The following is a 15202-nucleotide window of genomic DNA, read 5'->3' on the forward strand; positions in this document are numbered from 1 at the left end:
CATGTGGACCAAGCATCACAAGAAAAGAAAATTCGGTCGTTTCGTCCTGCCGGCCATCACGATCGCATTCGTTTCCTATTTCGGATATCATTCCGTGCATGGCGAACTCGGGCTGATCGCGACGGAGAAATTCGAGAAGCGGCGGATCGAGCGGGTTGCCGAACTGACAAGGCTGACCGACGGTCGCAAGGCGTTGGAGCGTCAGGTCCAACTGATGAGCGACGGGTCTCTCGAGAAGGACATGCTCGACGAGATTGCCCGCTACCAGCTCAACGTCTCCAAGCGCGACGAGATCGTGATCTTCAACAACTACTTCTAAATTAACCAAAAGCTGGTTAATTTCACAATTCAGCAACGATATCAGTGATTTAATTTGGATGTGAGCCATGCAATTATGGCATTGCTGGTCCGTGCTTTCTTCCCTATGTTACGCTCCGAAACCAGGGTGCGTCATTTTGACATGATGTCCCCTTTATAAAGAGCAGCACACAGGGAGGGATCGATGGCGCAAGCTAAAACCGCGTCTACGTCCGGCCGCAAAACGGCGGCAAAGTCTGCAACCCAGAACGTTTCAAAGGATTTTACCGGCAAGAATATGTCGGACTTCGGCAAGGATGACGAGCTGCACGCGTATCGCGAAATGCTGCTCATCCGCCGCTTCGAGGAAAAGGCCGGCCAGCTTTACGGCATGGGCTTCATCGGTGGTTTCTGTCACCTCTATATCGGCCAGGAAGCTGTCGTCGTCGGCATGCAGATGGCGCAGAAAGAGGGCGATCAGGTCATCACCGCCTATCGTGACCACGGCCATATGCTGGCAACCGGCATGAGTGCCCGTGGTGTGATGGCGGAACTGACGGGGCGTCGCGGCGGCTATTCCAAGGGGAAGGGCGGCTCGATGCACATGTTCTCCAAGGAAAAGCAATTCTACGGCGGCCACGGCATCGTCGGCGCGCAGGTGTCTCTCGGCACCGGTCTTGCTTTCGCCAATGCCTATCGCGGCAATGACAGCGTATCGGTTGCCTATTTCGGCGATGGCGCTGCCAACCAGGGTCAGGTCTACGAGAGCTTCAACATGGCTGCTCTCTGGAAGCTCCCGATCGTCTATATCGTCGAGAACAACCGTTATGCGATGGGCACATCGACTGCCCGTGCGACGGCGCAGTCGAACTATTCGTTGCGTGGCTCCGGCTTCGGCATTCCCGGCATCCAGGTGGATGGTATGGATGTGCGCGCCGTCAAGGCCGCCGGCGACGAGGCGCTCGCGCATTGCCGTTCCGGCAAGGGTCCGATCATTCTCGAAATGCTGACCTACCGCTACCGTGGTCACTCGATGTCCGACCCGGCAAAGTATCGTTCCAAGGAAGAAGTGCAGAAGATGCGCTCCGAGCAGGACCCGATCGAACAGGTGCGTCTGCGCATCCTCGACGGCGGCTGGGCGACCGAGGACGAACTGAAGACGATCGACAAGGATATCCGTGACGTGGTCTCGGATTCTGCAGATTTTGCCCAGAACGATCCGGAGCCGGATGTATCCGAGCTCTACACCGACATTCTGCTCTGATCGCGGGGAGGGAACCTCAATGCCAATCGATATCCTGATGCCCGCGCTTTCTCCCACGATGGAAGAAGGCACGCTCAGCAAGTGGCTGAAAAAAGAGGGTGACAAGGTCACCTCCGGCGACGTGATCGCCGAAATCGAGACCGACAAGGCGACCATGGAAGTGGAAGCTGTCGATGAAGGCGTGATCGGCAAGCTGCTGATCGAGGCCGGCACCGAAAACGTCAAGGTCAACACCAAGATCGCAATCCTGCTTGCCGAAGGCGAAACCGCCGACGACATGAAGGCTGACAAGCCTGCACAGGAAAGTGCGCCCCAGGCGGATGCTCCGAAGGCCGATGCCGACACTCCGGCGGCGACCTCCGATGCTGCCGGCGGCAAGGCACGCGAAGCCAAGGACGAGACACCTGCTGACGCCAAGGTACCGGCCCAGCCGAAGATCGAAATTGCTGCCGATCCGGACATTCCGGCCGGCACCGAGATGGTGATGACCACGGTTCGCGAAGCACTTCGCGATGCCATGGCCGAAGAAATGCGTCGCGATGGCGATGTGTTCGTGATGGGTGAGGAAGTCGCCGAATACCAGGGCGCCTACAAGATCACGCAAGGCCTGCTGCAGGAATTCGGCGCGCGTCGCGTCGTCGATACGCCGATCACCGAACACGGCTTTGCCGGCGTCGGCGTTGGTGCCGCTATGGCGGGCCTGAAGCCGATCGTCGAGTTCATGACGTTCAACTTCGCCATGCAGGCGATCGACCACATCATCAACTCGGCTGCCAAGACGCTTTACATGTCCGGCGGCCAGATGGGTGCGCCGATCGTGTTCCGTGGACCGAACGGTGCTGCTGCCCGCGTTGGCGCACAGCACAGCCAGGATTACGCTGCCTGGTACAGCCAGATCCCGGGCCTCAAGGTCGTCATGCCGTATACTGCTGCCGACGCGAAGGGTCTTCTGAAGGCTGCGATTCGCGATCCGAACCCGGTCATCTTCCTGGAAAACGAGATCCTCTACGGACAGCAGTTCGAAGTGCCGAAGCTGGACGATTTCGTTCTGCCGATCGGCAAGGCGCGTATCCACAAGACCGGCAAGGACGTGACAGTCGTCTCCTTCGGTATCGGCATGGCCTATGCCACGAAGGCGGTTGCCGAACTCGAGAAGGACGGCATCGATGTCGAACTGATCGATCTTCGCACCATCCGTCCGATGGACCTGCCGACTGTGATCGAATCGGTGAAGAAGACCGGTCGTCTGGTCACCGTCGAGGAAGGCTATCCGCAGTCGTCGGTCGGTACCGAAATCGCCACCCGCGTCATGCAGCAGGCCTTCGACTATCTCGATGCGCCGATCCTGACGATCGCTGGCAAGGACGTGCCGATGCCTTACGCCGCCAACCTTGAAAAGCTGGCGCTGCCGAATGTCGGTGAAGTCGTTCAGGCGGTGAAGACCGTCTGCTACAAGTAAGGGACCGGTCATGCCGAAATCTTCTGTGAAGCAGATTCTGCCGGTTTCCGGTTCTTGGTTCCGAGTGATCGGCACCAAGAACAACCCGGTCTTTGAAAGAATTGTGTTCTGGGCCTTGGTCAAGACTGAAGACACCGAGGTGATCGTCGGTGTGCCGCGCGAAGAGATTGGCGTGATTGGTGCCGTCGACGGCTGGCTTGAAGACGTTGCCGGTTACATCGAAGTGACGCCTGAAGATGTCACCCGGCTGACGGAACATCCTGACGAACTTGCCCAGTTTGAACTTGTGTGGGCGGAGGATTAACATGCCTATCAACATCACCATGCCTGCCCTGTCGCCGACCATGGAGGAGGGCAACCTCGCCAAGTGGCTGGTCAAGGAAGGCGATACGGTCAAGTCCGGCGACGTGATCGCCGAAATCGAGACCGACAAGGCAACGATGGAAGTCGAAGCCGTCGACGAAGGCGTTGTCGCCAAGCTGGTGGTTCCGGCCGGCACCGAAGGCGTCAAGGTCAACGCCCTGATCGCCATCCTTGCGGTCGACGGCGAAGATGTTTCGGCTGCCGCTTCCGGCGGCGAGGCTCCGAAGGCTGAAGCCCCGAAGGCAGATGCTCCGAAGGCTGAAGCCGCTCCTGCGGAGAAGGCGTCCGAAGCGCCGAAGTCCGAAGCCAGTTCCAACAAGCCGCTGACGGATGCCGCTCCGGCACCGTCGACGCCTGCTCCGAAGGCAGAAGACGGCAAGCGTGTGTTTTCGTCGCCGCTCGCCCGTCGTATGGCCAAGGAAGCCGGTCTCGATCTCACCGGCGTTACCGGCACCGGCCCACATGGCCGTGTCGTCAAGGCCGATATCGAGAAGGCAGCCGCTTCCGGCGGTGCAAAGCCTGCTTCTTCTGCTGCAACGCCGGCAACTGCCGGTGCCGCTCAGGTTCCAGCCGCGCCAATGGCAAAGGGTCCGTCGGACGACAACATCATGAAGCTGTTTGCGGAAGGCTCGTACGAGCTTCTGCCGCATGACGGCATGCGCAAGACGATTGCCTCGCGCCTGACCGAGTCGACCCAGACGGTTCCGTCGTATTTCGTTTCGATGGATTGCGAACTCGATGCGATGCTCAAGCTGCGCGCCGAGATCAATGCGTCCGCGCCGGTGAAGAAGACGGAAAAGGGTGAGGTTCCGGCCTTCAAGCTTTCCGTCAATGACTTCATCATCAAGGCGATGGCGCTGGCGCTGCGGGATGTTCCCATGGCAAACGCCTCCTGGACGTCTTCTGCCCGCGTCCTGCACAAGCATGCGGATGTCGGCGTCGCCGTGTCGATCCCGGATGGTCTGATCACTCCGATCGTCCGCAAGGCCGAGACGAAGACGCTTTCGGTCATCTCCAACGAGGTCAAGGACCTTGCCAAGCGGGCCCGCGACAAGAAGCTGAAGCCGGAAGAATACCAGGGCGGCACCACGTCGGTGTCAAACCTCGGCATGTTCGGTGTCTCCAACTTCACGTCGATCATCAACCTGCCGCAGGCCTCGATCGTCTCCATTGGCGCCGGTGTCGAAAAGCCGATCGTTCGTGGCGGCAAACTCGAAGTCGGCACGGTGATGACGGCAACGTTCGCCTTCGACCACCGCGTCATCGACGGCGCGCTCGGCGCAGAGCTTGCCTCGGCCTTCAAGCGCTACATCGAAAGCCCGATGGGCATGCTGGTTTAAGAAATCTCGGCCGCGGCCTAAGTCGCGGCCGTTCCCATCGGTGAATGCGCTTGATGCGTGACATTTGTAAGCTGCTCCACCATATTTGATGGAGCGGAATACGGTCCGCTCAGGAGCACGTCGATGGCGAACGAACCGGTGGACATGATCATGCCGATGCTGCGTGAAATACGCGGTGAAATGCATGAGATACGCGGTGAACTCGGTGCCGTGAAACAGCAATTGCACAAGCTTGAGATCGGCCAGAAGAGTATTCGCAATGCGCTGACCGCCGATACGATGCTCTCGAAGTTCATGACTGGTGACTTCGAGGAGCGGATATCCGAGTTGGAAAGCAAGGTCGAGACGCTGATGAAGGGGACCTGAGCTCGACAGAGACAGGTCGGCAGGGAATGACTGGGCGTATGGACACTATGAAAACCGTTCTCTGCTTTGGCGACAGTCTCACCTGGGGATACGACCCCGTCGGTCCCGGCCGGCATGCGTTCGAGGATCGCTGGACGAGCGTGCTCGGCGCCGCACTCGGAGACGAGGTCACGGTGATTGCCGAGGGCCTGAACGGGCGCACCACCGGCTACGACGACCATCTCGCCGATTGCGATCGCAACGGCGTCAGAAATTTTCCGACCGTCCTCCACACCCACATGCCGCTTGATCTGGTCGTCATCATGCTCGGCACCAACGATATGAAGCCTGTCATCGCCGGCACGGCGCATGCGGCGCGGGCCGGCATCCAGCGGCTGGTCGCTTTGATCCGGCACCACGAATGGTCGTTCGACTATGATGCACCTGACGTGCTGATCGTTTCGCCGCCACCACTTTGCGAGACCGGGGATCCGATCTTTTCGGCGATGTTCCAGGGCGGGATCGAGCAGTCGTCGATGCTGGCCTCCCTTTACCGCGATCTCGCCGACGAGCTCGGGTGCGGCTTCTTCGATGCAGGATCGGTCGCAAAGACCAGCCCGCTCGATGGTGTGCACCTGACCGCTGAAGATACCCGCGCCATCGGCCGTGGGCTTGAGCCGATCGTCCGGATGATGCTCGGCATCTGACCCAAGAATTCACATCGGCAGGCCGCGTATCGATGGTCGCCGCAGACACAGACTTGAAAAGACAAAGGCAGGAAACAATGGCTCAGTCCTACGATCTCATCGTTATCGGCGCCGGTCCGGGCGGTTATATCGCCGCGATCCGTGCATCCCAGCTGGGCATGAAGGTTGCCGTCGTCGAGCGCGAGCATCTGGCCGGCATCTGCTCCAACTGGGGCTGCATCCCGACCAAGGCGCTGCTTCGGACCGCCGACGTGCTGCACACCGCGCAGCATGCCAAGGATTACGGCCTGACGCTGGAAGGCACTATCACGCCCGACGTCAAGGCGGTCGTTGCGCGGTCGCGCGGCATTGCCAACCGCATGAACAGCGGCGTCGGCTTCCTGTTCAAGAAGAACAAGATCGATATCATCTGGGGTGAAGCCAAGGTCACCAAGGCGGCATCCGGTTCGCAGATGGCCGAAATCGTCGTCGGCAAGATCACCAAGGAGATCGTCCAGCCGCAGGGTCCGGTGCCCAAGAACACGCTGGGCGAGGGCACCTACACCGCCAAGCACGTCATCGTCGCCACCGGCGCCCGCCCGCGTGCGCTGCCGGGTATCGAGCCGGATGGCAAGCTGATCTGGACCTATTTCGAAGCGATGAAGCCTGAAGAGTTGCCGAAGTCGCTGCTCGTCATGGGATCTGGCGCAATCGGCATCGAGTTCGCGTCGTTCTATCGCACCATGGGCGTCGACGTGACCGTGGTCGAAATCATGAGCCAGGTCATGCCGGTCGAGGATGCCGAGATCTCGGCCTTCGCCAAGAAGCAGTTCGACAAGCAGGGCATCAAGATCCACCTCGAAGCCAAGGTCGCGAAGGTCGAGAAGGGTGCAAACTCGATTACTGCCACGATCGAGAAGAAGGACGGCACGTCGGAGAAGATTACCGCAGACCGGATGATCTCGGCTGTCGGCGTGCAGGCCAATATCGAGAATATCGGCCTTGAGGCTGTCGGCGTGAAGACCGACCGTGGCTTCATCGTCATCGACGGCTACGGCAAGACCAATGTCGAGGGTATCTACGCGATCGGCGATGTCGCCGGCGGTCCGCTGCTGGCGCACAAGGCCGAGCATGAAGCCGTCGTCTGCATCGAGAAGATCGCCGGTCTGCCCAACGTCCACGCCATGGACAAGAGCAAGATCCCGGGCTGCACCTATTGCAATCCGCAGGTCGCGTCGGTTGGTCTGACGGAAGCGAAAGCCAAGGAGCAGGGCCGCGAGATCCGCGTCGGCCGCTTCTCGTTTGCGGCCAACGGCAAGGCCGTGGCCCTCGGCGAGGACCAGGGCATGGTCAAGACGATCTTCGACAAGAAGACAGGCGAGCTCATCGGTGCACATATGGTCGGGGCGGAAGTGACCGAACTCATCCAGGGCTTCGTCGTCGCGATGAACCTCGAGACGACAGAGGAAGACCTGATGCACACGATCTTCCCGCATCCGACGATTTCGGAATCGATGAAGGAAAGCGTTCTCGATGCCTATGGTCGCGTCCTGAACGCTTAAGTCTCAGCGCCGATTGCATATGGGCGGATCGCCGCCCATATCTGCTGAAGAGGTTTGAACGGAGTAAGACATGGGCGTGGGCTGGTTTGCAGCAATCATCATCGGAGGCCTGGCAGGCTGGCTTGCCGGCAAGCTGATGGATATGCGCTTCGGCATCTTCATGAATATCGTGATCGGCATTGTCGGCGCGGTGCTCGCCAATGCGATCTTCGATTCTGCCAACATCCATGTCGCCAGCGGTTGGCTGGGTTACCTCGTGCAGGGTTTCGTCGGCTCGTGCATTTTGCTATTGGTCGCAAAACTCGTCAGACGTTGACGGTACCCGCATTCAAGGCGGTTGAGGACAGTAATTTATGGTCACCATTCTCGACAGGATAAACCTCATCACCCCGGCCACGGGCGATGAGAAGCGTGTCCGCCATCCGGAAAAGGCGCATCGGCCCGATACCGCAGTGCTGCGCAAGCCGGAATGGATCCGTGTCAAGGCTCCGGTTTCCAAGGGCTATCAGGAAACCCGCTCGATCGTGAAGGAGCACAAGCTCGTCACTGTTTGTGAAGAAGCGGGTTGCCCCAACATCGGCGAGTGCTGGGACAAGAAGCACGCCACGTTCATGATCATGGGCGAGATCTGCACGCGCGCCTGCGCGTTCTGCAACGTCTCGACAGGAAAGCCGAACGCGCTCGACCTGTCAGAGCCTGAAAACGTCGCAAAGGCCGTCAAGGAGATGGGCCTCAGCCACGTCGTCATCACCTCGGTCGATCGTGACGATCTGGCCGATGGCGGTGCGGAGCATTTCGAAAAGGTGATCTGGGCAATCCGTGCAGCGTCACCGTTGACGACGATCGAGATCCTGACGCCGGACTTCCTCAAGAAGCCGGGCGCTCTCGAGCGCGTCGTTGCGGCAAAGCCCGACGTCTTCAACCACAATATGGAGACGGTTCCTGGCAACTACCTGACGGTTCGCCCCGGTGCGCGGTATTTCCACTCGGTTCGTCTGCTGCAGCGGGTGAAGGAACTGGATCCGACGATGTTTACCAAGTCGGGCATCATGGTCGGCCTCGGCGAAGAGCGCAACGAAGTGCTGCAGCTGATGGACGACCTGCGGACCGCCGACGTCGACTTCCTGACGATCGGCCAGTATCTGCAGCCGACCCGCAAGCATCATGCGGTGATGAGTTTCGTGACGCCGGAAGAGTTCAAGTCCTACGAGACTGTGGCCTATACGAAGGGCTTCCTGATGGTGGCGTCCAGCCCGCTGACGCGATCGTCGCATCACGCAGGCGATGATTTCGCCCGTCTGCGCGCCAATCGCGCCCGCAAGCTGCTCGCAGCAGCGGTGTAATCCGCACTTCTGCGGTCTGGCGGCCGATCACTCGGCCGCTTGAACCTTCTCGATCTTATCCTGGTTCTTGTCCTGCCCGCGGCGGCGCTCGCGCAGCGTCGTACGATGTCCGCGTGTCTCGGCTTTCGCCATTTCCACAAAATAGGCGAGCATGGGGAGCTGGTTCATATCGGCCAGTTGCTTGGCGGATTCGAGCAGCTTGATCATTTGTGTGAAGTCATCCATGGAATGCGTCTTTCCGACAGGTAAAAGCCAGTCATCTCCCGTGAAGCGTTATACGCAGGATTGATCCCGCGGATCATTACAACTTCATTGCTGAGACATTAAAATTATTTAATCTTCGGGCGTCCCGTTATCGAGCCGAGCGGCGACGTCCCAGATATGCCTTGAAGCAGCAACCCGCCAGAGGGCAGGGCCATTTTTTTGGACGACAGCGAGAGCGCAGGATTTGGGCGCGCCTGATGTTGAAATCGCACCGACACATGCGTCAGCTTCTTGATCTTCTGCCTGTGCGCGATTAACTCCACGACATGCCCAAGTTCGAAATACGCCGCCCCGTCAAGCATAGTCCCGAGAAGATGTACGCGCTGGTCGCCGACATCGAGAAATATCCGGAATTCCTGCCGCTTTGTGAAGCGCTGTCGATCCGTTCCCGCAAGGAACGTGATGGCAAGGAGTTGCTGCTTGCCGACATGACCGTCGGCTACAAGGCGATCCGTGAAACTTTTACGACCCAGGTCCTGCTGCATCCGGCGGAGCAGGCGATCGATGTCAAATATATCGAAGGTCCGTTCAAGTATCTCGATAATCGCTGGCGGTTCGAGCCGGCGACGGACGGTTCCGACGGTTGCACCGTTGCCTTCTTTATCGACTACGAATTCAAGAGCATGATTCTCGGCGCTCTGATGGGCTCGATGTTCGACCGCGCCTTCCGCATGTTTGCCGAAGCGTTCGAAGCACGCGCGGACAAGATCTACGCCTAATTGGGGTCAGTTCAGTCCGCCGCCTCCAGCAGCATCTCCAGCGCAGTCCTGACGGTCGCAAGCCGGATCTCGGTTCGGCCGATGTCGCCATAGCGCATCTCCCGGTGCAGGATCTTCCCGGTCCGGCCGCGCGCTGCGAGATGGACCAGCCCGACTGGCTTTTCGGCCGAGCCGCCGCCGGGGCCTGCTATGCCTGTTACGGCAACAGCGAGATCGGCGCGGGAGCGGAACAGGGCGCCAGTTGCCATCAACAGGGCAGTTTCCCTTGAGACGGCGCCGTGTGTTGCAAGCACCGACGAGGGCACTCCCAGCATGTCTGTCTTCGCGTCATTGGTATAAGTGACAAAGCCGCGATCAACGACCGCCGACGACCCGGCGATCTCGGTCAGCGCTCCGGCGATCAGGCCGCCTGTGCAGGATTCTGCCGTCGAGACCATCAGCTTGCGCTTTGAAAGCGTCTCGATGATGCGGCGGGCCTGTGCCTCGATATCGTCCGGAAACAGGCTCATGCCTTCACCGAGCCGAACACGACGGTGGCTGTGGCAATCGCCGCGATCCCCTCGCCACGGCCGACAAATCCGATCTTCTCGTTGGTCGTCGCCTTGACCGAGCAGCGGTCGAGCGAGATGCCGAGGATTTCGGCGAGCTTTTCGCGCATTTCCTGACGATGCGGACCGATCTTGGGGGCTTCCGCGATCAGCGACACATCGGCATTCATGATGGTGCCGCCGTGTTCGCGCACGATCTTCGCAGCGTGCTCAAGAAAGATCCTCGAGGCCGCGCCCTTCCACTGCATGTCGGACGGCGGAAAGTGGTCGCCGATGTCGCCGGCGCCGCAGGTGGCGAGCAGCGCGTCGGTGAGGGCATGCAGCGCCACGTCGGCATCCGAATGGCCGCTCAGCTTCTGATCGTGGGGAATGAAGATCCCGCACAGCGTCACGCCGTCGCCGGACACGAGCTGGTGGACGTCGTAGCCATTGCCGGTGCGAACATCCGGCAGATAGTGTGGGGCAGGGTTGCCCTGCGTGAGTTTTTCGTCAGCCATATCGATATCCCGCTTCAGCGTCAGTTTGATATTGTCGACGGAGCCTTCCACAATCGTCACGGCAAGGCCCGCCCATTCGGCGATCGAGGCATCGTCGGTGAAGTCGTCGTGGCGAAGGGCTGCGGCCTTTTCATGCGCGGTGCGGATTTCCGAGAGACGGAAGCTCTGCGGTGTCTGGGCCGCATAGAGCCCCGCCCGCGAAACCGTTTCGTGCACCAGCCCGTCCGATCCGCCACGCTTCAGCGTATCGGTCACCGCCATCGCCGGCAAGATTCCGTCATTGCCCGCGGCAAAGCCCTCTGCAATGCGATCCAGCAGTGCGTGGTCGACGAAAGGGCGGGCCGCGTCATGGATCATCACGTGGGTCGCCTCCGTTGCCGCAATCGCCCGCAGGCCCTCGTAGACGGAGCGCTGCCTTGTATCGCCGCCGAAGGTGACGATGATGTTCTCGGCTCCGCCAAGTCCCTCCGTGGAAGCCGCATAGAGCGCCTCGTCTTCCGGATGGATGACGACGACGATCGGACCGCTCTTTGGCCAGGTCAGAAATTTCTGCAGCGTATGATGAATGACCGGCAGGCCACCGATGCGGCGATATTGCTTCGGCCCGTCTCCCGGCGCACCCGCACGCTCTCCGCGGCCAGCGGCCACGATGACGATGCCTATCTTGAAGATCTCGCCGTCCATGAGCCCTCGGAAATTGGTGGGAGGTTGACAGCCGCAGAACTATAGGACCAAAAGCCTTTATTCCAGCACGTCGCTTAAAAATAACGCAGCTCGTGAATTGCCCTTGGCAAACGCATGACTCCTGAATAAAAATAGTGCAGAAGAATTATCTGCCCGAAAGATCATCACTTGCCGTTTCCCGACCTTGCCTCACCTTTTCATATCGGGCCAGTCGCCATCCGTAACCGGGTGGTCCTGGCGCCGATGTCCGGCGTCACCGATCTGCCGTTCCGCACGCTTGCCTGGCGCCACGGTGCAGGCCTCGTCGTAACCGAAATGGTGGCGAGCCGCGAACTGGTCATGAACCGCGAGGAATCCTGGTCGCGTCTGCAGGGAACGGGGATCACGCCGCATATGGTGCAGCTCGCCGGTCGCGAAGCACACTGGATGGCGGAAGCGGCAAAGATCGCCGAAGCCAATGGCGCCGATATCATCGATATCAACATGGGCTGTCCGGCGAAAAAGGTGACCGGTGGCTATTCCGGTTCCGCGCTGATGCGCGATCCTGATCACGCACTGTCGATGATCGAGGCGACCGTCAAGGCGGTCAGCGTGCCGGTCACCGTCAAGATGCGGCTCGGCTGGGACGAGAATACCATCAACGCACCGGAAATTTCACGCCGTGCCGAACAGGCCGGTGCCCGGATGATCACCATCCATGGCCGCACCCGCATGCAGTTCTACGAGGGCAAGGCGGACTGGGATGCCATCCGTGCGGTGCGCGATGAGATCAAGATCCCGCTGATCGCCAATGGCGATGTCGAGACGCCGGAAGATGCGGCCGAGATCATCCGGCGCTCGGGCGCCGATGCGGTCATGGTCGGACGTGGCGCGCAGGGTCGTCCCTGGCATATCGGATGGCTTGCCGGCGCTTCTGCACCGTGCCGCGAGGAGATGGCTGTCATCGTCGTTGAACATTACGAAGCGATGCTGGAGCTTTATGGCCGCGAGGCCGGGCTTCGACACGCAAGGAAACATCTCGGCTGGTATCTCGACCGGTTCGCGCCGAACCTGCCAGCAGATCAGAAGGGCGCAATCATGATCTCGAAGGACGCGACCGACGTTTCGAAAAGAATGTCGTCGGCACTGCTCGACGGTGCGTTCGATGAGTCGGCAAGGAAGGCAGCATGACAAAGTCTCCCGCACCCGATGCCGCGCAGGGGCAAGCGCTGGCCATGGCGGTTCTCAATTCCGTTCAGAACCCGGTCATTCTTGTCGATGCCGATGGCAGGGTCGCATTCGCCAACTGGGAAGCAGAGTCGTTCTTCGGCTCCAGCGCCTCGCATCTGGCCAAGAACACGATCTCGAGTTTCATTCCGTTCGGAAGCCCGCTTCTTGCGCTGATCGATCAGGTTCGCGAACGCAGGGCGCCGGTCAACGAGTACCGCGTCGACCTGTCGTCGCCGCGCCTCGGCCAGGAAAAGCTGGTCGATCTCTATGTCGCGCCTGTCGTCAGCGAACCGGGGTCTGTCGTCGTGGTGTTCCAGGAACGCTCGATGGCCGACAAGATCGACCGGCAGCTGACCCACAGGGCTGCGGCGCGATCGGTCACCGGTCTTGCGTCAATGCTGGCGCATGAAATCAAGAACCCGCTCTCCGGCATCCGCGGAGCAGCCCAGCTGCTTGAGTCGGTCGTGCCGGACGAAGACCGCTCGCTGACCCGGCTGATCTGCGACGAGACCGACCGCATCGTGTCGCTGGTCGACCGTATGGAGGTGTTTTCCGACGAGCGTCCGATCGACCGTATGCCGCTCAACATCCATTCCGTGCTCGATCATGTGAAGGCTATCGCCAAGGCCGGGTTCGGACGCGATATCAGGATCGCGGAAATGTACGATCCGTCGTTGCCGCCGGTCTATGCAAACCGCGACCAGCTGGTGCAGGTGTTCCTGAACCTCATCAAGAATGCTGCCGAAGCGGTCGGCGATCAGCCGGATGCGGAGATCATGCTGACCACCGCCTACCGTCCGGGCATCCGCCTGTCGGTTGCCGGCACGCGGGAGAAGATCTCGCTGCCGCTGGAATTTTGCGTCATCGACAACGGTCCGGGCGTGCCGGCCGATATCCTGCCGCATCTGTTTGACCCTTTCATCACCACCAAGACGAACGGTTCCGGCCTTGGTCTGGCGCTGGTTGCTAAAATCATCGGTGCCCATGGCGGCATCATCGAATGCGACAGCCAGCCGCGCCGGACGATATTCCGCGTTCTTATGCCCATGCACAAGGAAGAAGGCGGCGATGGCCGCGCCTTGAACTTCACAGGAAGCGATTAATGACTGCCACGATCCTTGTCGCAGACGACGACGCAGCCATCCGCACGGTTCTCAACCAGGCGCTGACCCGCGCCGGTTATGACGTCCGCATCACATCGAATGCCGCAACGCTATGGCGCTGGATTTCCGCCGGCGAGGGCGATCTTGTCGTCACCGACGTGATCATGCCGGATGAGAACGCGTTCGATCTTCTGCCGCGCATCAAGAAGGCGAGACCGGATCTTCCGGTACTCGTCATGAGCGCCCAGAACACGTTCATGACCGCCATCAAGGCCTCAGAGAAGGGCGCCTACGACTATCTGCCGAAGCCGTTCGACCTTACCGAGCTGATCGCGATCATCGGGCGGGCCCTGGCTGAACCGAAGCGCAAGCCGGCTCGCCTCGACGACGATACGCAGGACGGCATGCCGCTGGTGGGCCGTTCGACGGCGATGCAGGAAATCTACCGCGTTCTGGCGCGTCTGATGCAGACCGACCTGACGCTGATGATTACCGGCGAGTCGGGCACCGGCAAGGAGCTTGTCGCCCGCGCGCTGCATGACTACGGCAAGCGCCGCAACGGCCCGTTCGTCGCCATCAACATGGCGGCAATTCCACGCGATCTGATCGAGTCGGAACTGTTCGGCCACGAAAAGGGTGCCTTTACCGGCGCCCAGAACCGCTCGACGGGCCGTTTCGAACAGGCAGAAGGCGGCACGCTGTTTCTCGACGAAATCGGCGACATGCCGATGGATGCCCAGACGCGGCTTCTTCGTGTCCTCCAGCAGGGCGAATACACGACGGTTGGCGGTCGCACGCCGATCCGCACCGACGTGCGCATCGTTGCCGCGACCAACAAGGACCTGAAGCAACTCATCAACCAGGGTCTGTTCCGCGAGGACCTTTACTATCGCCTCAACGTCGTTCCCTTGCGCCTTCCGCCGCTCCGAGACCGCGCCGAGGATATTCCCGATCTCGTCCGCCATTTCATGCAGATGGCGGAGAAGGAAGGGCTCGACGGCAAGCGTTTCGAGACGGAAGCGCTGGATGCGATGAAGGCCTATGCCTGGCCGGGCAACGTCCGCGAGCTGGAAAACCTCGTGCGCCGCCTGATGGCGCTTTATCCACAGGATGTGATCACCCGCGAGATCATCGAAACGGAGCTGCGCTCCGACGTGCCGGATAGCCCGATCGACAAGATGACGGCCCGTTCGGGGTCGCTCACCATCGCCCAGGCGGTCGAAGAAAACATGCGGTCATACTTTGCCGGTTTCGGCGAAAACCTGCCGCCGCCAGGTCTTTACGACCGGGTTTTGACGGAAATGGAGTATCCATTGATCCTTGCCGCGCTGACTGCCACCCGTGGTAACCAGATCAAGGCAGCAGATCTTCTCGGCCTCAACCGCAATACGCTGCGCAAGAAGATCCGGGAACTGGGCGTTTCGGTCTATCGCAGCTCGCGCGGCGCATAGTCCTGTCATTTCCGTTCGCCACAATCGCTTGACACTTCTGCTTCATCGTTGCATTTTCGCCACAAAGC

The 15202-nt window shown here is 60.3% G+C and carries 17 protein-coding genes; 14 read left to right on the top strand and 3 right to left on the bottom strand.

Translation table 11 applies throughout. The features are described 5' to 3' along the window. The first annotated feature begins 1 nt into the window (after position 1). From ACQY1L_RS05675 to lipA, 10 genes are all read left to right on the top strand, one after another. Complete coding sequence (locus ACQY1L_RS05675; RefSeq protein ID WP_062581006.1) at positions 2-319, top strand: FtsB family cell division protein; 318 nt, start codon at positions 2-4, stop codon at positions 317-319. Between the two features lie 183 nt (positions 320-502). Beyond that, complete coding sequence (gene pdhA, locus ACQY1L_RS05680) at positions 503-1561, top strand: pyruvate dehydrogenase (acetyl-transferring) E1 component subunit alpha (protein WP_192086369.1); 1059 nt, start codon at positions 503-505, stop codon at positions 1559-1561. Positions 1562-1580: 19 nt separating this feature from the next. Beyond that, the gene (locus ACQY1L_RS05685) at positions 1581-3020 is read left to right on the top strand and encodes a pyruvate dehydrogenase complex E1 component subunit beta (RefSeq protein ID WP_113165432.1); all 1440 of its coding nucleotides are present in this window, start codon (positions 1581-1583) and stop codon (positions 3018-3020) included. 10 nt (positions 3021-3030) lie between these two features. After that, positions 3031-3324, top strand: a complete 294-nt coding sequence (locus ACQY1L_RS05690) for a hypothetical protein (RefSeq protein WP_062580997.1) — start codon at positions 3031-3033, stop codon at positions 3322-3324. A 1-nt stretch (position 3325) separates the two neighbouring features. Continuing rightward, positions 3326-4723, top strand: a complete 1398-nt coding sequence (locus tag ACQY1L_RS05695; protein WP_430243249.1) for a pyruvate dehydrogenase complex dihydrolipoamide acetyltransferase — start codon at positions 3326-3328, stop codon at positions 4721-4723. 123 nt (positions 4724-4846) lie between these two features. Further along, a complete protein-coding gene (locus ACQY1L_RS05700) occupies positions 4847-5089 on the top strand; it encodes a hypothetical protein (protein WP_062456364.1) in 243 nt (80 codons plus the stop codon). A 47-nt stretch (positions 5090-5136) separates the two neighbouring features. After that, complete coding sequence (locus ACQY1L_RS05705; protein ID WP_113110630.1) at positions 5137-5775, top strand: SGNH/GDSL hydrolase family protein; 639 nt, start codon at positions 5137-5139, stop codon at positions 5773-5775. Positions 5776-5852: 77 nt separating this feature from the next. Continuing rightward, entirely contained in the window at positions 5853-7316 is a 1464-nt protein-coding gene (gene lpdA / locus ACQY1L_RS05710) for a dihydrolipoyl dehydrogenase (RefSeq protein WP_113110629.1), read from the top strand. Between the two features lie 70 nt (positions 7317-7386). Beyond that, a complete protein-coding gene (locus tag ACQY1L_RS05715) occupies positions 7387-7632 on the top strand; it encodes a GlsB/YeaQ/YmgE family stress response membrane protein (protein WP_430243251.1) in 246 nt (81 codons plus the stop codon). A 37-nt stretch (positions 7633-7669) separates the two neighbouring features. Next, positions 7670-8659, top strand: coding sequence for a lipoyl synthase (gene lipA, locus ACQY1L_RS05720; protein ID WP_430243253.1), 990 nt, complete (start codon positions 7670-7672; stop codon positions 8657-8659). Positions 8660-8686: 27 nt separating this feature from the next. Here lipA and ACQY1L_RS05725 read toward each other — a convergent pair whose 3' ends face one another. Further along, positions 8687-8884: a hypothetical protein gene (locus ACQY1L_RS05725; protein ID WP_062456378.1), complete on the bottom strand. Its 198-nt coding sequence runs from the start codon at positions 8882-8884 to the stop codon at positions 8687-8689. A 305-nt stretch (positions 8885-9189) separates the two neighbouring features. On the opposite strand from ACQY1L_RS05725, the gene ACQY1L_RS05730 reads away from it, so the two are divergent. After that, entirely contained in the window at positions 9190-9642 is a 453-nt protein-coding gene (locus ACQY1L_RS05730) for a type II toxin-antitoxin system RatA family toxin (RefSeq protein ID WP_062456381.1), read from the top strand. Positions 9643-9653: 11 nt separating this feature from the next. Here ACQY1L_RS05730 and ACQY1L_RS05735 read toward each other — a convergent pair whose 3' ends face one another. Both ACQY1L_RS05735 and ACQY1L_RS05740 read right to left on the bottom strand, forming a co-directional pair. Then, positions 9654-10151: a CinA family protein gene (locus ACQY1L_RS05735; protein WP_192086376.1), complete on the bottom strand. Its 498-nt coding sequence runs from the start codon at positions 10149-10151 to the stop codon at positions 9654-9656. Beyond that, positions 10148-11371: a bifunctional 2-C-methyl-D-erythritol 4-phosphate cytidylyltransferase/2-C-methyl-D-erythritol 2,4-cyclodiphosphate synthase gene (locus ACQY1L_RS05740; protein WP_430243256.1), complete on the bottom strand. Its 1224-nt coding sequence runs from the start codon at positions 11369-11371 to the stop codon at positions 10148-10150. The genes ACQY1L_RS05735 and ACQY1L_RS05740 overlap by 4 nt, the downstream gene beginning before the upstream one ends. Positions 11372-11518: 147 nt before the next feature. Between ACQY1L_RS05740 and dusB the strand changes: the two genes are divergently transcribed. From dusB to ntrC, 3 genes are read left to right on the top strand one after another with little or no spacing between them, the layout of a single operon-like run. After that, positions 11519-12541, top strand: coding sequence for a tRNA dihydrouridine synthase DusB (dusB, locus tag ACQY1L_RS05745; protein ID WP_430243838.1), 1023 nt, complete (start codon positions 11519-11521; stop codon positions 12539-12541). Continuing rightward, positions 12538-13683 carry a two-component system sensor histidine kinase NtrB gene (locus ACQY1L_RS05750; protein WP_430243258.1) on the top strand — a complete coding sequence of 382 codons (1146 nt, stop codon included), beginning with the start codon at positions 12538-12540 and terminating at the stop codon, positions 13681-13683. Before dusB ends, ACQY1L_RS05750 begins: the two co-directional genes overlap by 4 nt. Continuing rightward, the gene (ntrC, locus tag ACQY1L_RS05755) at positions 13683-15134 is read left to right on the top strand and encodes a nitrogen regulation protein NR(I) (protein ID WP_062456396.1); all 1452 of its coding nucleotides are present in this window, start codon (positions 13683-13685) and stop codon (positions 15132-15134) included. Before ACQY1L_RS05750 ends, ntrC begins: the two co-directional genes overlap by 1 nt. Positions 15135-15202: the final 68 nt, after the last annotated feature.

Source organism: Neorhizobium sp. DAR64862/K0K3, assembly GCF_050500185.1.
GTDB classification, from domain to species: Bacteria; Pseudomonadota; Alphaproteobacteria; order Rhizobiales; family Rhizobiaceae; genus Neorhizobium; species Neorhizobium soli.